Annotated in this window: 19 protein-coding genes and 2 pseudogenes; 7 read left to right on the top strand and 14 right to left on the bottom strand. The window is 54.8% G+C overall.

Annotated elements, in window-relative coordinates; translation table 11 throughout:
* Positions 1-98: 98 nt before the first annotated feature.
* The 7 genes and pseudogenes from REH34_RS01105 to REH34_RS01135 all read right to left on the bottom strand — a co-directional run bounded on the left by REH34_RS01105 (position 99) and on the right by REH34_RS01135 (position 4,875).
* Positions 99-461: a response regulator gene (locus REH34_RS01105; protein ID WP_311970442.1), complete on the bottom strand. Its 363-nt coding sequence runs from the start codon at positions 459-461 to the stop codon at positions 99-101.
* 302 nt (positions 462-763) lie between these two features.
* Positions 764-1,900 (bottom strand): annotated as a pseudogene (locus REH34_RS01110) (ATP-binding protein).
* Positions 1,901-1,996: 96 nt separating this feature from the next.
* A pseudogene (locus tag REH34_RS01115) lies at positions 1,997-2,089 on the bottom strand (hypothetical protein); the annotation flags it as partial.
* A gap of 176 nt (positions 2,090-2,265) precedes the next feature.
* Positions 2,266-2,535: an Arc family DNA-binding protein gene (locus REH34_RS01120; protein WP_311970443.1), complete on the bottom strand. Its 270-nt coding sequence runs from the start codon at positions 2,533-2,535 to the stop codon at positions 2,266-2,268.
* Between the two features lie 990 nt (positions 2,536-3,525).
* Positions 3,526-3,885: a hypothetical protein gene (locus REH34_RS01125; RefSeq protein ID WP_311970444.1), complete on the bottom strand. Its 360-nt coding sequence runs from the start codon at positions 3,883-3,885 to the stop codon at positions 3,526-3,528.
* Between the two features lie 381 nt (positions 3,886-4,266).
* A complete protein-coding gene (locus REH34_RS01130) occupies positions 4,267-4,428 on the bottom strand; it encodes a hypothetical protein (RefSeq protein ID WP_311970445.1) in 162 nt (53 codons plus the stop codon).
* A 120-nt stretch (positions 4,429-4,548) separates the two neighbouring features.
* Entirely contained in the window at positions 4,549-4,875 is a 327-nt protein-coding gene (locus tag REH34_RS01135) for a stability/partitioning determinant (RefSeq protein WP_311970446.1), read from the bottom strand.
* 448 nt (positions 4,876-5,323) lie between these two features.
* Between REH34_RS01135 and REH34_RS01140 the strand changes: the two genes are divergently transcribed.
* Positions 5,324-6,486, top strand: a protein-coding gene (locus REH34_RS01140; protein WP_311970447.1) for an IS3 family transposase whose coding sequence is annotated in 2 segments (ribosomal slippage) — positions 5,324-5,579 and positions 5,579-6,486 — 1,164 coding nt in all. Because the reading frame shifts where the segments join, the coding sequence is not laid out codon by codon here.
* 32 nt (positions 6,487-6,518) lie between these two features.
* A protein-coding gene (locus REH34_RS01145; RefSeq protein WP_311970448.1) for an IS3 family transposase occupies positions 6,519-7,699 on the top strand; the annotation gives its coding sequence in 2 pieces (ribosomal slippage) (positions 6,519-6,774 and positions 6,774-7,699; 1,182 coding nt in all).
* Here the strand turns inward: REH34_RS01145 and REH34_RS01150 are convergent.
* From REH34_RS01150 to REH34_RS01160, 3 genes are all read right to left on the bottom strand, one after another.
* Positions 7,642-7,977, bottom strand: a complete 336-nt coding sequence (locus REH34_RS01150; RefSeq protein WP_311970449.1) for a division plane positioning ATPase MipZ — start codon at positions 7,975-7,977, stop codon at positions 7,642-7,644. The genes REH34_RS01145 and REH34_RS01150 overlap by 58 nt on opposite strands.
* A 62-nt stretch (positions 7,978-8,039) precedes the next feature.
* Positions 8,040-9,020 (bottom strand): IS5 family transposase, encoded by a 981-nt coding sequence (locus tag REH34_RS01155; RefSeq protein ID WP_311972103.1) that lies wholly within the window; start codon positions 9,018-9,020, stop codon positions 8,040-8,042.
* A 42-nt stretch (positions 9,021-9,062) separates the two neighbouring features.
* On the bottom strand, positions 9,063-9,254 hold the full coding sequence (locus REH34_RS01160) for a ParA family protein (RefSeq protein WP_311970450.1): 192 nt from the start codon (positions 9,252-9,254) through the stop codon (positions 9,063-9,065).
* Positions 9,255-9,906: 652 nt separating this feature from the next.
* Here REH34_RS01160 and REH34_RS01165 point away from each other — a divergent pair.
* Positions 9,907-10,407 carry a VOC family protein gene (locus tag REH34_RS01165; RefSeq protein ID WP_311970451.1) on the top strand — a complete coding sequence of 167 codons (501 nt, stop codon included), beginning with the start codon at positions 9,907-9,909 and terminating at the stop codon, positions 10,405-10,407.
* A gap of 124 nt (positions 10,408-10,531) precedes the next feature.
* Positions 10,532-11,131 carry a recombinase family protein gene (locus REH34_RS01170; protein WP_311970452.1) on the top strand — a complete coding sequence of 200 codons (600 nt, stop codon included), beginning with the start codon at positions 10,532-10,534 and terminating at the stop codon, positions 11,129-11,131.
* A gap of 53 nt (positions 11,132-11,184) precedes the next feature.
* Here REH34_RS01170 and REH34_RS01175 read toward each other — a convergent pair whose 3' ends face one another.
* The 3 genes from REH34_RS01175 to nhaA all read right to left on the bottom strand — a co-directional run bounded on the left by REH34_RS01175 (position 11,185) and on the right by nhaA (position 13,973).
* A complete protein-coding gene (locus tag REH34_RS01175; RefSeq protein ID WP_311970453.1) occupies positions 11,185-11,682 on the bottom strand; it encodes a GNAT family N-acetyltransferase in 498 nt (165 codons plus the stop codon).
* Positions 11,679-11,960: a DUF1778 domain-containing protein gene (locus REH34_RS01180; protein WP_311970454.1), complete on the bottom strand. Its 282-nt coding sequence runs from the start codon at positions 11,958-11,960 to the stop codon at positions 11,679-11,681. The genes REH34_RS01175 and REH34_RS01180 overlap by 4 nt, the downstream gene beginning before the upstream one ends.
* A gap of 663 nt (positions 11,961-12,623) precedes the next feature.
* Entirely contained in the window at positions 12,624-13,973 is a 1,350-nt protein-coding gene (gene nhaA, locus REH34_RS01185; protein ID WP_311970455.1) for a Na+/H+ antiporter NhaA, read from the bottom strand.
* A gap of 202 nt (positions 13,974-14,175) precedes the next feature.
* Here nhaA and REH34_RS01190 point away from each other — a divergent pair, with 202 nt between their 5' ends.
* The 3 genes from REH34_RS01190 to REH34_RS01200 all read left to right on the top strand — a co-directional run bounded on the left by REH34_RS01190 (position 14,176) and on the right by REH34_RS01200 (position 17,416).
* Positions 14,176-15,381, top strand: a complete 1,206-nt coding sequence (locus tag REH34_RS01190) for an ATP-binding protein (protein ID WP_311970456.1) — start codon at positions 14,176-14,178, stop codon at positions 15,379-15,381.
* Between the two features lie 189 nt (positions 15,382-15,570).
* The gene (locus REH34_RS01195) at positions 15,571-16,533 is read left to right on the top strand and encodes a tyrosine-type recombinase/integrase (RefSeq protein WP_311970457.1); all 963 of its coding nucleotides are present in this window, start codon (positions 15,571-15,573) and stop codon (positions 16,531-16,533) included.
* A gap of 193 nt (positions 16,534-16,726) precedes the next feature.
* A complete protein-coding gene (locus REH34_RS01200; RefSeq protein ID WP_311970458.1) occupies positions 16,727-17,416 on the top strand; it encodes an NYN domain-containing protein in 690 nt (229 codons plus the stop codon).
* Positions 17,417-17,459: 43 nt separating this feature from the next.
* On the opposite strand, the gene tnpC is transcribed toward REH34_RS01200, so the two are convergent.
* Positions 17,460-18,986 carry an IS66 family transposase gene (gene tnpC / locus REH34_RS01205; protein WP_311970459.1) on the bottom strand — a complete coding sequence of 509 codons (1,527 nt, stop codon included), beginning with the start codon at positions 18,984-18,986 and terminating at the stop codon, positions 17,460-17,462.
* Positions 18,987-19,019 lie beyond the last annotated feature (33 nt).

Below are 19,019 nucleotides of genomic sequence, written 5' to 3' on the forward strand. Positions count from 1 at the left end.
GCCAAACAGTTGTAGGTGCCGGCCGTCTTTCCCAGACTTGCCTGAATAGAACAGTGAACGGCACGCTGCCAAGCGTGCGGACGTTCCACTTCGCTATCTCAGCTATGGGGAGTGAGCTTGTGACAAAGCTCCAACAACTGCTCGAGACCGAATGGCTTCTGCAGCCAATACACGTGCTCGCCGTCCAAGCTATCAGCAGCGGCATGGAATCCAGATGCCACAACTACGGGCACAAGCGGTACTAGGCCGTGCACATTGTGGACAAGCTGAAGCCCGTCGATTGTCCCTGGCATTCTAAGATCGGTAATAAGCAAATCGGCGTCGAAACCATAGAGCTGGATGTGATTCCAGGCTGAATCAGCTTCGCAAAACGTTTTCACTTTATGCCCGTCCATTTCCAGGACATCGGTCATGATTGTCAATATGACTTGTTCATCCTCAACAAGGATAATGGAACTCATACGCCAGATCCTGTCGTGATGATGGTGAGTCTTTGAGGTGCAGCCTGAACAATCAGACCTATGTAACTGAATAGACACTCAGTATGCGATTTCGAGCCTTCAGGCCGATGAGTGGGAAAGACCATGGGGAGAACCAATAAAATCAAGCATTACACAGGTGTACCGTGCAATGAAAATGGTGCTCGGTGAGGCTTCGGCACTGCATCGTCCCAAACCGCTTAGACGACCTCTGACGCGATTGAGAATGCGCAGCACCGTGTTATCGGAGGCAAGAGACTGGCAACCCTCCCATCGGCATTGGATCAGACGGCATTTTTTTCAACGATAGGGATATTCACCACGAACTCCGTTCCGCGCTTCTCGTCTGAGGTTACCTCGATGACGCCATCATGAGATGCCACGATCTGAGCTGCGATATACAAGCCCAGCCCAAGGCTCGCTTGTGGACCGCGATCCTGGGTGTCTTGTAGACAATATTGACCCATCGGATTGAAGACCTCAGGGAGGCGCTCGCTAGGAATGGCGTGCCCATAGTTATGAACACGAAACTCCAGTGAATCGCCCTTTGTCCCAAGAGTGATTTTCACCGGTGACTTCGCCTTACCGTGCTGCAGCGCATTGCCTATCAGATTAGAAAATACCTGCTCGAGACGAGCCCCATCAAAATGTCCTTCTACATTACCCGTCGAGTCCAATACCAAATTCGCATCAGGATGGACCGCTCGACATTCATCGACAATTCGCTCACACACGGGCGCGATGTTGATCAATGTTCGATGGACGGGTATTCCAGGGCCCAACTGCGCACGGGTGAAATCAAGGAGATCGCCTACGATAGCCGAGGCACGCCCCACGCTTGTATGTATCTGCGCAGCAGCCTTGGTGGCTTTGGTTCCCAAGGCGTCAGTGCGCAGCAGTCTATCAGCGCTCAATAAAATGGCGCTCAGTGGTGCCCGCAGATCATGACCCAGCGCGCCTAGGAAGATATTATGTGAAGCTTGGACTGCCTCTGTGTAGCTGGCGATGGATTCAACGAGAGCTTGGTCGATGGCTTCGTTGAAGCAAATGACGTCGTCCACCTCAAATTATTCGTCCTGCTTGGCTTGGTTCATCCATAGACGCATCACGCTCGCACGCAAGGCTCGAAACTCCGCCACAACCTGGTTGATTGAAAATCCAGTTATCAACCGGCCGACGGCATGAGATGTGGCCGCGCTATCCTTGCGTGAAGGACCGTGACCGTATGATTTTTCGATTTGCTGTTCAGCAGATTGCTCGGTATTCAGATCGGCCGCGATAGTCCGAATCATCCTCTCGGCGTGATCACGCAGCGCCTCGGCATCAAGAGGTTTGCCAGTGGTTGGCAGCGTACGTGCGAAATTTTCCCATTCATGGACAATGGGTTTTATGTTTTCGATCAAGAAATGGGACAAGCGCATGGCCGTCTCCTGTAAATTAGGCCAAACGCCTAAAACGGCGCACTGATGGCTCAGTAAAACATCAATCAAACGATAGGGGAAATCACCATCGTCTTTGTATGTCACGGTGACGTTATCGATGTGGTCCAGTGCCTTGAGGATGGTGTCCCAGTCGTCTTCGCGATCACCAAGCAATCGCTCCAAGAGCGCTGATCTCGAACGCTACATTGCAGGACTGTTAATCGTCCCCTTGAACTGTATCGTCAGCAGCCCACAGGCTTCGGAGGTGGTAGCGCTGAAGCCTGCTGTTGGCCGTGCTTACCCTTAGCTGTATGGATAAACAGGAAGGAATAATCCGGACAGTGCCAGCTTGGCGTAAGCGCAGGCTAGCCGGCGATCGGAATCAGGATTTCGCTGGTGCCAGCCATCTCGTTCATCAGCGACAACAGCGCCTGTTGCTTACTGGGCTCGAGTAGACGAAACGCGGTAAGTATTTTTTCATCAGATGGCCTTAGATCGGTCTGGTCCAGCGTTGGCGCTGAATCATGCACAGGCTGATCCAGCCCGGAAGCTATTCGCACTAAGATTTCTGCGTTCAAACTGCGGTGACCTCGCTTGGCCTTGTCACTGAGCTGTTCACGAAAGCCATCCGGCATGCGGATGGCAATTTTCGTGGAGGCCCAACCGACGGTTCACGCTTCTTGTTCATAACTGCACCTAGCCAACTACTCGACGCCCCTACTTAGGCCGTGCCTAGTCCCAGAATACAGCAGATGGAGGTCTGAAATGCATGCCTTCATTGAAGGCACAAGACGTAGTGTAAGGCGCTATTTTCTTATCAAGGCCACGCGCACGCGCCCGGTTCAGCCGGCAGGTGGCGTAGCCGCCTGGGGCGATTTATCCGGGTCTTAGGTCCGTAGGCCAAGGCGGGCTTCTTCGCCCTGGGCCGCTTAGACGGGCTTTGGCACGGTCGTGAGTACGCCGCTGCCACGCCGGCCGTAGGCACGAAATGCGCGGGCATTACTGTTGTTATGAGGTGTTTCACCTCATAAAGCCCTGTTTTTACCCGAAAGGGGAAACTGAAGGGGTATAATTTTCACGGATTTCAGCCCCGAACAGGCTACAGCCCCCCTGAAGACCATCGCCAGATCGTGCGCTGCAACCGCATCGCCAGCAGCTCATAGGGCTTCGGAGGGGGTGGCGTTGAAGCCTGCTTTTTGGCCATGCCTGGCCCTTAGCTGTATGAATGAACAGTAATTGATAAATCTACTCTTGCCAATTTGGAGAAAGCTCTGCCTATCAGAACGTCAGGTACAGTGCCTGCGAGCGTACGATTCAAAGCCTAGAACAACCGGTCCTTGGCTCTTCTCTCGACGATAGAGCACAGATCCTGGATGGGGTATTGGCCAGAAAATCGAGACATGGTGCATTCAGGGGCATGCACGAATGCTCCAAGATCGAGGACAGGACGCGACTGGTTGCAAAGCCTGCAGCTCACTTGGACACCGTCCAACAACCAGTGCTTGTTCCATAGCTGCAAGGGGGAGTAGGTCAGCGGCATTTGGGTCCATGAAATGCTAGATTTTTTTGCCGATGGCGTTTAGACCCATGGCTTGTTCAAGTAGTGACGCACTGCATGGCAGCGCCTAGTTTTCGATTTGCTTGATTCGTCGAGTCCTGATGGCAGCACGTTTCTCTCCACGACGTGGCTTGCATTTTTCCAGATGGAGCAGAAAAAAATCGTGATCGCTAGTGTGAAACGCCTGATGTTCAACTGCTTCACTTATCCACGTTCTGAAATGGCTGTGCCATTCCTCAGTTTGTTGCAGCGCTACCCGCATAATCTGGTCAAGACGCTTGACCAAGGCAGATCTGGATCGACCGTCCAACTGCTCTTTGCAGAGGTAGCAGAAATAACGAACGCGCTGTGGGTACAGCACATAGTGATCGTTCAGCGTGGCCAACATGGATTCGCGCATGTCAGTGGGCAGCGGACTCAAGGGCACGATAGTTACTCCTTTAGTCAATCGACGAATCCTTATGAACAGGTACGGAATCAGCAAAACGCATGCCTTCACCGAAGGCACAGGGCGATCTCATCGGCACCATACAATTTTCTGAGTCCGCGCGCACGCGCGCCGGGTTGAGCCGGCAGGTGGCGTAGCCGCCTGGGGGCGAGTTATCCGGGTCTTAGCGCCCGTAGGGTGGCGCAGGCCATCGTCGCCGGAGAAGCCCCAGCGGCGTTGTAGGCGCACGGCAAGTCACGCATCGGGCGTGGCAACGCAGCGGGCATGGGTTAGGTACACATTGCGCGGTCGACAACCCTTGGTGATGTCAGCCTGCAAGTACACCTCGGGTTTGACTGCACCACTGGGGTACAGAACATCTTACACATCCAGCAAGGCCAGCTCGGTAACACGAATGCCCGTGGTGTGGGTCAGCCATAAAAGCATTACGTCGCGCTCTGGTAAGCGGCCAGCAACGGACGCAACGCGGATCAGGTGTTTGAATTGTTCAAAGCGGAGCGAAGTAGCGCGGCGGGTTGTCATGCGGCCTCTCTGTCAGATTGCACGGGAATCGTGCTCGATCTGGAGAGAGTCAGGCCGGGGCCTACTGACAAGGATATCAGCAGGCCCTACTTGATGTTCACGGAAAATGGTTTAAGAACATTACTGCTTCGCTAGAGAATCCCTTTCTTCGAGCGCATCCAGAGCCAAGCTGACCAAATCCCCAAGGACTCGAATGCCACGGCTTTCAGCCATTTCATAGAAGCGATCATGACAAGCTTCTGTCACCTTGATGTTGAGTTGTTTCTTGGGTGAACCGGAGTTGAAACGCGCACGTTTTCCAGTTTTTACCTCTGGAGCGGCCCTGGATGGAAAATTGTTATCTTTAGATATCTTTTCGATAACTTCAATGTCGGCCGGACGCTGCTCTTCCCCTTTTGGCTTGAAATTACCGAGGTTCGCGAATGGGTCGATTCGCTTATCAGTCATCACTCTCACCTCCTGCTGGATGGAGTTTTGCTACGAGCTCTGCTGCGAAAGCGTCAGCGTTTGCTATGGCCTTATCTATGCCAGGTACCTCAGACGCGTTTAATTCCCCCAAAGGCTGCTGAAAAGAGAACATCGCACGAAAAGCCTCGCGTTCTGTCATTACCGTCTCGAACAGGGGAATCTGCTTTTCTACAAGACTCCTACGTAAATTGGCCATGGTTCGGGTTTGATAGGCTGGTGGCGTGCGCGTTAACAAAATTGAGAACGGTAGGCTATAGGCTGGCAGGTGCCTTCTCATTGCCAACTCTTGATCATGTATCAAAGAAACCGCCCTCCCCGCCTGTGAGCTGGTCTAATGGCCCCGGACACCTTGATAGGTGAAACTGTAGTGGTCTAATGATTCCGGACACCCATTTAGGTGAGAATGCTCGCCACACAGAGGTGTTCGATGAGCAGACAACGACGTACCTTCACCCCCGCATTCAAGCGCGAAGCTGCCAGCTTGGTGCTTGACCAGGGCTACAGCCACGCTGATGCAGCCCAGTCGCTTGGGTTGGTAGAGTCGGCCTTGCGCCGGTGGGTCAACCAGCTCCAGCAGGAACGAGCCGGTGCCACACCGACAAGCAAAGCGCTGACACCCGAGCAGCAGAAAATCCAGGAACTGGAAGCCCGAATCAACCGCCTGGAACGAGAGAAATCGATTTTAAAAAAGGCCACCGCGCTCTTGATGGCCGAGGAACACGAGCGTTCGCGTTAATCGATCAATTGCGGGCTCAAGAGCCGATTGATCTGTTGTGCTCGGTATTTGAAGTAACCCGATCTTGCTACTACGCGTACTGCCGAAAACGCCGGTATCCAGATGCCGAACGGGTGGTTTTGCGCAGCCGCGTGAACGAGCTGTTTACGCAAAGCCGAAGCGCTGCGGGCAGCCGGAGCATCATGCTGATGATGAAAGAGGACGGCATGCAGATCGGGCGATTCAAGGTGCGCGAGTTGATGCGCGAGATGAACCTGATCAGCAAACAGCCCGGTTCGCATGCCTATAAAAAGGCGACCGTGGAGCGACCTGATATTCCGAACGTGCTTGATCGAGGATTCACCGTCGCATCCCCAAACAAGGTCTGGTGCGGTGACATCACATACGTTTGGGCCGAAGGTCGATGGCACTATCTAGCAGCTGTCATCGACCTTTGTGCCCGCCGTGTTGTGGGTTGGGCGTTCTCACCCAAGCCCGACGCCGACCTGGTAATCAAGGCACTGGACATGGCTTACGAGCAGCGTGGCAGGCCGCAAAACGTACTGTTTCATAGCGACCAGGGCAGCCAATATGGCAGCCGAAGTTTCCGCCAAAGACTATGGCGATACCGCTTCACACAGAGCATGAGTCGGCGCGGCAACTGCCACGATAACGCGCCGATGGAGCGGCTGTTTCGCAGTCTGAAAACAGAATGGATACCGACGGTGGGCTACATGAGCGCTGCGCTAGCGCAACAGGATATCGGCCGATTCCTAATGGGGCGATACAACTGGCGGCGACCGCATCAGTTCAACGAAGGGCTAGCGCCTGCGGTCGCTGAGGAAAAACTCAATTCAGTGTCCGGGATCAGTTGACCACTACAAACTCCACCTATCAAGGAGTACCTATGAGCAAGAAATACAGAAAGTTCGATGCCAGCTTCAAGCTGGAAGTCGTGAAGATGATCAAAGACCAGGACATGAGTGTTGGTCAGGTTTGCCGAGATCTGGATCTAGGCGAGACGGCGGTTCGTCGCTGGGTTCAGCAGTACGAGGCCGAGCAGTTGGGCGGCGCCGGGATCGGGAAGCCGTTGACGTCGGAGCAACAGCGTATCCGCCAGCTCGAGCAGCAGATCCGCGAGTTGAAGATGGATAACGATATTCTAAAAAAAGCTACGGCCTTCTTTGCCCGCGAATTGAAGTGATCCATAAACTGGTCCGTCAATTACAACGCAAGGCCTTCCCGGTTGCACGTGTGTGCCGGGTGTTGCGGATCAGTCGTTCCGGGTTTTATGAGGCAAGTCAGCGCGCCCGAAAAACGCCCCTGGCTTGCCCTGTGGCGGTCAAGCTCAAAGCCTTGTTCTCGGCCAATGATCGCTGCTACGGCAGTCGTAGGCTACGCAGCGCATTGCGCAACGAAGGCGTTGTGATTGGCCGTTTCAAAGTCCGCCGACTAATGAGAGAGCATGGTTTGAAGCCAGCCTGGAAGCGCAAGTTCGTGCATACAACTGACAGTAACCACAACTTGCCGGTAGCCGAAAATTTGCTCAACCGACATTTCAATCCGAAGACCATCAACCATTCCTGGGTGGCGGACATCACCTACATCCGAACCCGAAGCGGCTGGCTTTATCTGGCAGCCGTTATGGACTTGTGTTCCCGCAAGATCGTGGGCTGGGCCATGGCGCCGCACATGCGCTCAGAGTTGGTTTGTAGCGCGCTGCAGCTAGCTATTGCACAGCGTCAGCCGGGGCCCGGACTCATTGCACATTCCGACCGCGGCAGTCAGTACGCTGGCGCTGCATACCAAAGCCTTTTGGCTCGCCATGGCATGCGATGCAGCATGAGCGGGAAAGGCAACTGCTGGGATAACGCAGTGATGGAGCGCTTTTTTCTGAACCTGAAAATGGAACGGGTTTGGCGCCGAGACTACGCCAACCACAGCGAGGCGATGAAGGATGTCGCTGACTACATGGTGAGGTTTTACAACGATGGTCGGCTGCACTCGACTCTAGGCTATCTGCCGCCGAATCAGTACGAACGGCAGAAAGCGCAAAAACTACTTATCGAGGTGTCCGGGATTGCTTGACCACTACACTGCTCCGCGTCCAACAATGACCCCTGCATAGGAACAACCACAAAATCTGCCTCCTGCAGTGCTAAAACCACAATTTTCGCCGCAGTACCTTCTAGGTCCACAATCACGAACGGATCACGATTGGCAGCTTCGCGAATTTTGCTCGCGATGTTGTTTTCTGTGACACCGGAGATGACAGTCATATTAGGGATGGTCTGAAGTAGGCAGCTATTTCTCAACTGCTGAGCCATAGCGGTTTCAAAAAACGGCAGCCGTTCAAAATCGATCAAGTCTGCCGCTTATTTCATGCATTTTTTCCGCAGCAAGCACCTTGCAGCGGCTATTTCCCTCATTACGGGCGCACCTCTCCCGCGCCAGAAAGCAACTGTCGACGTGCCATCCACAGGTTCGACAGGGCGAACAACGTCACCATCTGAGCAGTGTTTTTCACCAAGCCTCGGAAGCGCACTTTCGTATAACCAAACTGACGCTTGATCACCCGAAATGGATGCTCAACCTTGGAGCGAACCTGAGCCTTGGCTCTCTCGATCTTGCGTATTGCTTTGTACAACACGCTGCGTTTTCCGTGCTTCTTGTAGGTGCTGCGCCGGGCTGCAACCTGCCAGATGACTTGGCGTCCAGCATGCTCTTTGCGCTTCTCGACACCGGTATAGCCTGCATCGGCGCAGACCACGTTCTCAGAACCGTGTAGCAGTTTGTCGACTTGGGTCACGTCCGCCACGTTGGCCGCAGTGACCACCACGCTGTGCACCAGCCCCGAGTCATCGTCGACACCAATGTGCGCTTTGGCGCCGAAGTAATACTGGTTGCCCTTCTTCGTTTGGTGCATTTCCGGGTCGCGTTTACTGTCCTTGTTCTTTGTCGAAGTGGGCGCATGAATCAGCGTGGCATCGACGATGGTGCCTTGTCGCAGTGACAGGCCACGCTCGCCCAGATAGCCATTGATCACGCCGAGAATGCCAGTGGCCAACTCGTGTTTTTCCAGCAGGCGACGGAAGTTGAGAATGGTGGTTTCGTCCGGGATTCGCTCCAGGCTCAGGCCGGAAAACTGGCGCAAGATCGTCGTCTCGTACAGCGCCTCTTCCATCGCCGGATCACTGTAACCAAACCAGTTCTGCATGAGATGAACCCGCAGCATCGCCATCAACGGATACGCCGGACGACCGCCTTCGCCCTTCGGGTAATGGGGTTCGATCAGAGCGATCAAACCCTTCCAGGGCACGACCCGATCCATCTCGATCAGGAACAATTCCTTACGGGTCTGCTTGCGCTTACCGGCGTACTCGGCGTCGGCGAAGGTCATTTGCTTCATCATCGAAAAGCTCGGCGATTGGTGTCCGGGGATTCTGCCAAATCAGGAAGTCTTTTTCAGAATTTCCTTAGAGGGACTGTTTCCTCCGTCAGCCCATTTAGCGATCGGGTAGTTGGGGTCAGCATCGATGACTGTCACCCCGACGCCTCTTGCAGCTAGCTGTGTCGCAAGTGCCAGGCATGACGTGGTTTTACCTACCCCACCTTTGGGGCTAATAAAAGGTATCGTGGGCATACCGATATCTCCGGATATCCATAGTTATCTAAAGCTATCTTATGATAGCCATGGCACCATCATACACAGATACCCATAGATATCAATAGATACCCATAGGTATCAACAGGTATCAACAGGTATCAACAGGTATCAACAGGTATCAACAGGTATCGATAGATATCCATAGAATAGCACTGGGTATCTAAAAGATATCTAGAAGCAGGCGATGCGAATCAGAAAGATAGCTACAGATATCAGAAGATATCACAGTACGCACTACATAAGCTTGACGTAGCTATTTGAGAGTTCCCGTTGGCAGGATCGGAAGCGGGCTTTGTGACAGGGGCGATGCATACGATCGACGGTGCGTTCGGAGCCTGAGGTACTCCAGCAAGCAGTCTGTGAAGGTCACGGATCTTCAACGGAGCGCGCACAGCCCTTGCATCCGTCAACACCTCATGGGTCCGAGACCTCGCAGTGCGCGCTTCAGTTCACAGGCAGCAATCGAAGAAGCGGTCGTTCGCCATTCGCGGCTAACTGGGCAATTTAGAACAGTTCCTCTGGATAGATCTAAGCTTGCAAGGCGCTTGCCCCAACAGGTGCTCTGCGCCAATGAACGAGATGTACGACTGCTCGATCCTTCCGGGTTCATATCCGTTGCGGGTGCCACATGACCTCTCACGTTTTCTTAGGTATCGGTGATTTTGATCGCGCCTATACCTTCTACTCGAAGCTGATGGCCGACCTCGGTCTCACACTCAAGTTTTACGACGCAGGCAAACCTTGGGCAGGCTGGATTGCCAAAGACTCGCCTCGCCCGATCTTTGTCATAGGCAAGCCTTTTGACGGCAAAGCAAGCGACCCGGGAAATGGTCACATGGTGGCTCTCCTTGCATCAGATCGAGAGGCTGTGAAAAAGGGCTGCACAACAGCTCTGGCGACTGGCGGCATATGTGAAGGAGAACCCGGGTTGAGGCGCCACTACCACCCTGACTACTACGGCGCCTACTTTCGAGACCCTGACGGCAACAAGATTTGTATCTGCTGTCACGAGGCGGATCAGCCTAGGTGCCAGCTCGTGAGAGCCATGCTGCGCTCAATAAGGGCGGAGAGTGCCCTATGCCCACTGCGTCCGCTTTGGGTTGCGGCCGCTGATCACCGCGTCGTCTGATATGTGTCCGAAAACGATCGTTTTCGGACACCCAAAAACAGGCATGTACAAAAAATAGCCTTTCCCAAATTCGGACAGTGTACGATTGAAAGCATACCTATTCGTACACTTCAGGTGCCTTTCTGTGTCCCGTACTTTCCTTTATGCCCGCGTGAGCACACCGGACCAAAATACCGCTAACCAAGTGTTGGAAGTGAAAGCAGCCGGTTTCGATGTGAACCCCAGGCGCGTAGTTCTCGAATGTATCAGCGGAAGCAGCGCAGCAGGCGAACGGCCTTTTTTTGCCAAGCTGCTGGATCGTCTTGAACCTGGTGATGTGCTCATAGTGACAAAACTCGATCGCCTTGGCCGTAACGCGATGGATGTACGGGCTACGGTAGAACGACTCGGTAAAGACGGCGTAAAGGTCTACTGCCTCGCTTTGGGAGGGATGGACCTGACCAGCCCCACTGGCAAGATGACTATGGGTGTAATTTCAGCCATGGCCGAGTTCGAGAAAGACCTGCTGATCGAGCGCACCAATGCGGGGTTGGCCCGGGCGCGCTCACAAGGGACCAAGCTAGGTAGAAAGGGGAGCCTCTCCGAAAAAAGCAGAATCGAGGTACTGACATTATTGGAATCCGGCACGTCGGTATCCCAACTCGCCAAAGACTTTTGTACCTCTCGTCAGACGATCATGCGAATTCGTGCTGGAGCTGCGGAAAATCAACACCAAGACTCGTGAAGAGTTTGAGCGAAGCGAGGGTCGGTTATTGCTCAGATTTTCAACTGTAAGCTTCAAGAGCGTGGGATAGTTACCAGCGGCAAAAAGAGGGTAAGCGGCGCGTCTGGCAGGGCAATGAAGCCGTGATGTCGATAGAAATCCGCTGCCGCCTCGTCTTTGCCGTCCACCATCAAGGCGAAGGCTGCAATCTCCGATCGAATGGCACGGTCGAGTGCGTCAGCCAGCAGCGCACCGCCAAGGCCTTGCCCCTTGAATGCCTGATCGACAGCCAAGCGGCCCATGCGAACGGCGGGCACGGTTGGATAGCGCGGCAGCTTTTTGCCGGTACTGGCTGGGAGATCGGCCAGCAATAGGCTTGCAGATGCCAATGTGTAATAGCCCGCGATGCGTTGGTCGCTCGCTAAGGCCACGAAGCATGCGGCCACTCGACGTCGGACATCTTGAGTCACTTGCTCACGTAGATAGCGATTCAATGGTTCAGAATCGCTATTAAACCCGGCACGGTCATGTGTAGCATCGAGCGGCATTAGCCGGAACGGTGCGCCGCTCATTCAGAGCGCAATAGATTGCTGCGGCGCGCAAATGCGCGCTTCAGAGCCGGGGCTGGGGGCGGCGGTGACAACAGCGCTTGTGCAAAGCACTCCTGGTCGGCCAGCGAGAGCCGAATTAGGTCGGCCTGCTCGATGGCACGTTGCGCGGCGTCTTGAACAGCCGACACAACAAAATCAGTCATAGTCCGCCCCTGAAGCTCGGCGGCACGTTTTAGCATCGAATGCAGGTCAGTGCTGATTCTGGCCTCAAGGCGAGCAGTATGGACAGCTACGGGCATAATTTTTTCCTCCGACAGGTAATGTACGGCAATTTGCCGTACAAGTACAGGCTAGCTAGCTAGCTAGCGGAATGGTGCCGTCTGCGTAACGATCCTGCTTCCGCTACATTTTACAAGCGAATCCCCTAGCACGGCATGGAGGAAGGGGTACGGATTAAGCCTAAGCGAATCAATTACTCCTCATCATTCGCATATTGAGGATTACCTCGTAATTTCTCACGTTGAGCCTTTAATGAGGGCCTACCCTCTACAACGTTTTGAATGTGAGCTGTAATACTCGCCCATCCTGGCCAATAATTCTGTTTGGAAGATTGAGCTGCATCCCAAAAGTCTTCCCACCAGCAGCTTTTGTCTTGATCTCGAATGATGCTGAGGGGATGACGCTTCCCGGCCAGAATTGAAGAGAAATCTGCGTCGTCTACGAGAAATGCCTGTATTGACGTATCAGTCGCGTCGCCCCTCGTCCAGCGCCTGTAGAGGCTTTCAAAAACCAGGCTGAGCGCCGCCAAACAGCCAGCAACGCCGTCACAACGCCCAGTAGGGAAAACAGTCCCGCTCTGAACCACAGACGTCTGGTCCTGCGAATCAACAGCCATTGCCACCGAGCAACCATTGCGAAACTCCGCTGTTACGTGAGGGTGAGTTGGATGATATCTGTACCAACTAACGACTGGCCGGCTTTCTGAAGTTGAACAAGCCCCACAGCAAACCCACCACTGCAGACGCACAGGAAGCGCACAGCACGCTCAGCTTCGCTGCTGCCAATAAACGGTCGTCGTCATAGGCAAGGCCCGCGATGAAAATCGACATCGTGAAGCCAATACCGGCGAGTAGGCCTACAAGTATCACCCCGCGCCAAGTCACCTGTTCCGGCAGTTTGCAAAGGCCCGTGCGAACCAAGATGAACGTAGCGAGCACCACGCCGATGGGCTTACCAAATACCAACGCCATTACGACGCCATAGACGACCGGAACCACAGCTGCATCGCTCAGCTGAGCGCCATGGAAATTGACCCCAGCGTTCGCCAGTGCGAAAAGCGGCACGATCACGAAAGCGACCCACGGATGGAGAGCCTCCTGAACTCGTTGTACAGGAGGCATCACTTCACGCTCTGCAAGCCGGATTTGCTTGAGTGGTGCTGATACCTTTTTCTCGCCCTGGTCTACCCGGTGCGTGAGATCTCGGAATGCCTGAGACATGATTTCGAGTGGCCGCTCCCGAGAAGGTGCCGACCATACAGGTGTTACAAGCCCAAGGATCACGCCGGCCAGTGTTGGATGTACACCGAGCTTTAGAAGGCCTCCCCAGACAATCGCGCCCGGTATCAGGTAGAGCCAGGCCGAGCCGATTCCCATCCTTTGCATCACAAAGACAAGCGCGAGACCTGTGCCTGCGATCGCCAGCCCCACAAGATGCAGGCTTGCGGTGTAGAACAGCGCGGTGATGAGGATTGCAGCAATGTCGTCGATGATTGCAAGAGCCAGCAGAAAGACTCGCAAGTTGGCTGGAATTGATTTGCCCAGCAGAGCAAGAACTCCCACGGCGAACGCGATATCGGTTGCGGTCGGCACTGCCCAACCGTGTGCAGACGCCGTACCCATGTTGTAAGCAAGGTAGATTCCTGCAGGGACTAGCACACCCCCCAGTGCCGCACCTAACGGGAGCGTTGCCAGCTTTGCGTTCGACAGAGCGCCGTCTTGGATTTCTTGACGAATCTCCATTCCGACGACGAGAAAGAAGATGGTCATTAAGCCGTCATTGACCAAGAAGTGCAGCGACTGACCCACGCTAAAGGAACCGATGGTGATGGCGACTGGGGTGTGCCAGAAGGTTTCATAGGAAAGGCTGGGCGAGCTGTTGGCCCAGAGCAATGCAGCGATAGCGGCTAGTACAAGAACGACGCCACTGAGGGCTTCGATATGACTGAATCGCTCGACCGCAGCTAATGCCCGGCTGGTGAGGATCTGCGGGCGGGGGATAACAGTTGAGGCGGGCGTATTTGGCGCGGGCACAGGTATTCCTCACCGGCGGCCCGACCGATATTGGAATTTAACCTGCGGTTCAGCACATTGCTTTACGCACCCAGGTGGATTGTACGCACGGGCTAATCGCTATCGCAAAGTTTGGATGATTCTTGCTTCCCGATTACTGCAGGAAATTGAGACAATGCAGGTCGGCCATCCGGCTGCATGCTTCTCAACGCACAGGTATACCATGGCGCTTAATTCTGATCGCCGGATTACACAAGGTCCTTGGAACGCTCGTTACAGCCAGGATCTGATTGAACACCTTCCCGTCGGGCTCTATATCTGCGATCGAGATGCCGTCGTTGTTGCTTACAACCTCAAAGCAGCAGAGATCTGGGGAGAGACCCCAGTCAAGGGCGATCCCGAAGTGAAGTTCTGCGGCTCTCACAGACTTTATGCAGGTGACGGCACCTACCTGCCCCATGACCAGACGCCAATGGTGCAGGTTCTGGCCACAGGTGAGCCCGCACTGAATGTCGATGTGATCGTTGAGCGGCGTGACGGTAGCCGTCGCAACGTTATTGCAAACGTCACGCCTCTTTTTGACGAAGGTGGAGACCAGATCGGCTTCGTTAATTGCGTGCAGGACGTCACTTTCCTTAGGCAGCGTGAGGAAGAGAGGGTCCAGATGATCAGCGATCGGTTTCAGGCTCAGAAGATGGAAATCGTAGGCCAGCTCACCACGGGCATCGCGCATGACTTCAACAACATGCTGACGGCCGTAACGGGCTCGGCAAGTCTTGCTGAGCATTACCTTAAAAACGATAAGCCCGACCATGCAAAGAAGCATCTGGCCAATGCACTGCGCGCGTCCCAGACCGCGAGTGCGATGACAGCCCGGCTTATGGCTTTTTCCAGACGGCACAAGCTGGGTTCAGAAGTGATCAATGTGAATCCGTTAATCACTTCGCTAATTGAGCTTGCTCGTGGAAGCTTGGGATCAAAGGTCTTGTATAAGACTGATTTGGCGTCCAACCTTTGGCTGACGAAGGTCGATCCACACCAACTGGAAAGCGCCGTGTTCAATCTGATGGTCAACGCCCGGGATGCGATGCCAGCAGGGGGCACCATTTCGATTCGCACCTCCAATGTAGATGTCAGTGAACAGATGGCTGCCAAGGGCTCCCTACTGGTAACCGGTCAATCGTGTGTGCGAATTCAGGTGTCTGACACGGGCACCGGAATGCCTGTGGCGCTTATCGAGCGGATCTTCGAACCCTTCTTTACAACCAAAAAAGAGGGAAAAGGCACAGGTCTCGGCCTGACGATGGTCTACGGGTATGTCCTCCAGGCGGGAGGATGCCTTACGGTTGAGAGCCAGGAAGGCCACGGCACAACTTTTTCGCTGTTCATGCCGAGAGACGTTCTTCCAGAGGTCGACGCGGTCATCTGAGACAGAGCAGGTTTGCCCGCAATCAATCAGGCTAGCTGGCTAGGCTGGCCTCTACTTGCCGGTGTAAGAAATACGTTATCACCAATTATTGCGACTTTTTCCTAATCGTGTACGCTGCTGGGTACTGGCGTCGCTATGGTGACTCAGATGGCGATACGTGATCGCCGATGATCCGATTGAGGGCTATACATGCAGGAAGTGACGAAAGTCGGCCCCCACGACCCGCGCAGGCTCACGGCAGTCGAATTTCAGAATTTGGCTCGGGTGCCAGCCGCGGTCGAGTGGTTTGCCAACCTGGACAACCCGCGCACTCGTCGTGCCTATCAAAATGACTTGGAAGACTTCTGCAGTTTCGTCGGTCTCGCCTCGGCGGACGAGTTTCGCGTAGTCACCCGATCGCACGTGTTGGCCTGGCGCGCCGATTTAGAAAAGCGCGGCCTGGCCAGAGCCACCATCCGACGCAAACTGGCGGCATTAACCAGCCTCTTCGATCACCTCCTGGAAAATAATGCGGTCGCCGGCGGCAACCCTGTGCACGGGGTCAAACGACCGAAGATCGAAAGCAACGAAGGCAAGACCCCTGCCCTGGGTGATCACCAGGCCAAGGACCTGCTCGAGGCGCCAGATGAAACCACGCTCAAGGGGCTGCGCGATCGCGCCATTCTGGCCGTGCTGCTCTACCACGGCCTGCGCCGCGAAGAAGCGGCGCTGCTGCAGGTGAGCGACATCCAGGAGCGCCGCGGCATCCAGCACCTGAAGATCTACGGCAAGGGTGGCAAGATCCGCTACCTGCCCCTGCACCCGGTGGCGGCCGGGCGCATCCATCTGTACCTGGAACGCTCAGGGCACCATGCGGACGACAAGAAGGTACCGATGTTCAGACCGCTGCGCGGCCGATCGACCGGTGCCGGCGTTTCGGCCAACGGCATCTACACTGTGGTCGAGGCTTACGCCAAAAAGGCGGGGATTCAGGTGGCTGGACTGGGCGTACATGGGCTCAGGGCCACGGCCGCGACCAATGCCCTGGAGCACGAGGCGGACATCGCCAAGGTCCAGGCATGGCTGGGCCATGCCAACATCAGCACGACCAAGATCTACGATCGGCGGCAGAACCGGCCGGAGGATTCACCAACCTACAAGGTGAAATACTGATGAGCGCATTCATTTCAGTCTTTCTCCCCTTGTTCGTAACGCGATTCGGATGACCTTTCGGTTGACGCATCTGTCATCTTTCGACATAATCATTCGACTACTCAGCCCTGTACGCAGCGATTAAGTTACGCTGGCCGTTAGGGTGAAGAAACCGGCCTAGTGCCGGTTTTTTCGTTTTCAAGGACAGGAAATCTTGCGTACAGCTTGCTTTGTCGACGGCTATAACCTCTTTTACGGGCTGCTTGCAAACAGTCCGTACAAATGGCTCAACCTCCCTTCCCTTCTAGCCCATATCCTTCATGTCGAAGATCCAGCCAACACGCTGCATGGCATAAGCTTCTTCACATCTGGCGTAAAGCCTGCACTGGCAACCCGTGGCATCGCTTCGCAGCACGCTCAGGACACCTACATCCGCGCTTTGAAAGCAAAAGGCGTGGAGGTGCTAATGGGGTTGCACCAGATCGAATCCGGTAAGGCACCGCGTTTCATTGACAAAAAAACCCCTCCCTCACGTGCTGAGCAGGTCGAGATCTGGAAGCTCGAAGAGAAGCAAACTGATGTCCATATTGCGATAAGCATGTATCGGCTCGCCGTCCGGCAAATGACGCTCCCCGAGGAAAAACGGATTCAACAGATCGTCCTTGTATCCGCTGACACCGATATGACGCCGGCTCTGCGTGCGTTGCGTGATGATTTTCCCGAGCTACGCCTTGGAGTGATCTTGCCCCATCGTGAAGGTGTAAAAAGAACGGTCCCTGGATCGCTGAAGCAACACGCACACTGGATGCGACACGTCATTACGAACGATGAGCTTGCCAACCACCAGTTCCCAGAGCGTGTGCCTACCCTGAAAAAACCTGCATACAAGCCAGATTATTGGTGAAGTTGAGCGTAAGCGTCCAGCCCAGCCACTTGCATCGAGCCGGTCACCCCAACGGCAACAACTCATCAATCCTACTGTTGGGCCATGTCGGGAGCTTTTCCAATGTATCGCGCAGCCATGCTGACGGCTCTAGCCCATTAAGTTTCGCCGTCGCCAGCAAGCTCTGGATCGCAGCTGCACGGCATCCCGCTCGCTCAGAGCCAGTAAACAACCAGTTTTTCTTACCCACTGCTATGGGCCTGATAACGTTTTCGACCGCATTGTTATCGATGGGTAAGTCACCGCTGCGGGCATAGCGTGACAATGCCACCCAGCGCTTGAGGCTGTAGTCCATCGCCTTGGCCAAGCTGCTGCCGTTCGCTACCCCTGTGCGGGTTGATAGCAACCACTCATGCATATCTTGCAGCTTGGCCAGAGCCTCGCGGGTGCGCAGGTGCTGGCGTGCATCACAGGTCAACATTTTTCCCCGCGATTCGATTTCGTACAGCTGAGCGATTCGTTGCAAGGCCTCTGCCGCGACTGTACTTTGGTTGGCCGCATGCAATTCAAAAAACTTGCGACGTGCATGGGCCATACAGCCCACTTCGGTCACGCCCTGAGTAAATAGCGCTTTGTAACCTGCGTAGTCGTCAACGACCAAGTGACCTTTCCAGTCATCCAGAAAAGCGCGTGCATGCGCTCCGCTGCGTCCGGTCTGGTAATCAAAAACGGTAATCCCCGGCCCGGGTTCCAGGTCGTTGCTGCGATAGACCCACAAATAGGCTCGCTTGGTTTTGCCTTTGCCAGGATCAAGTTGCTGTACCGGTGTTTCGTCAGCATGCAGGATCAGGCGTTGGCGCAACAACTCGGCCAGTCGATCCGCCAGTGGTTGCAGTGCAGATCCATAGCGGCCAACCCAGTCGGCCAAGGTTGATCGTGCCAGTGTGACGCCCGCGCGCTGAGCGATCTGTTCAAGACGATACAACGGGAGATGGTCGAGGTACTTGCTGATCAACACCCAGGTAACCAGGCCCGGCGCCGCGAGGCCGCCGTCGATGATAGCGGGGGGCACTTCTGCTGAAACAATACGTTCGCAGGGGCGGCAAGCATATTTGCTACGAATATGGCGATGCACGAAGAACTTGGCAGGCTCGACATCCAGTTGCTCGGTGATGTCTTCGCCCGCTTTTACCCATTCACCACCGCATTCAGGGCAATGGCAGGCTTCCGGCTCGTGGCGATGTTCAATACGTGGCAGATGTTCTGGCAGTGGTTGACGACCGGCACGAGCACGCTGCGCTCGTGGTTGAGGCACCAGGGCGTCGACTTCCACTTCAATGGCTGCGCAGTCGGCATCGGCAGTTTCTTGAAAAAGATCGCGCTGCTCGGGTGACAACGCCTCGTTTCTGACGCCGAACCGGATACGCTTGTAGTGCGCAAGTTCGAGGGTCAGTGCCTGGATTCTCAAGGCGTCATGCTGAGTCTGGGCCCTTAGCCTATCGACATTGGCCTGTTGCGAAAACGCGGCCATGATCTGATCCCGCAGGGCGGGATCAAGATTGAGGGCGGCGATTTCATCGGCGATTGGCATCCGTGGATTTTACTGAAAAAATCCACTCGATCG

This window comes from Pseudomonas baltica (assembly GCF_031880315.1).
GTDB lineage: Bacteria > Pseudomonadota > Gammaproteobacteria > Pseudomonadales > Pseudomonadaceae > Aquipseudomonas.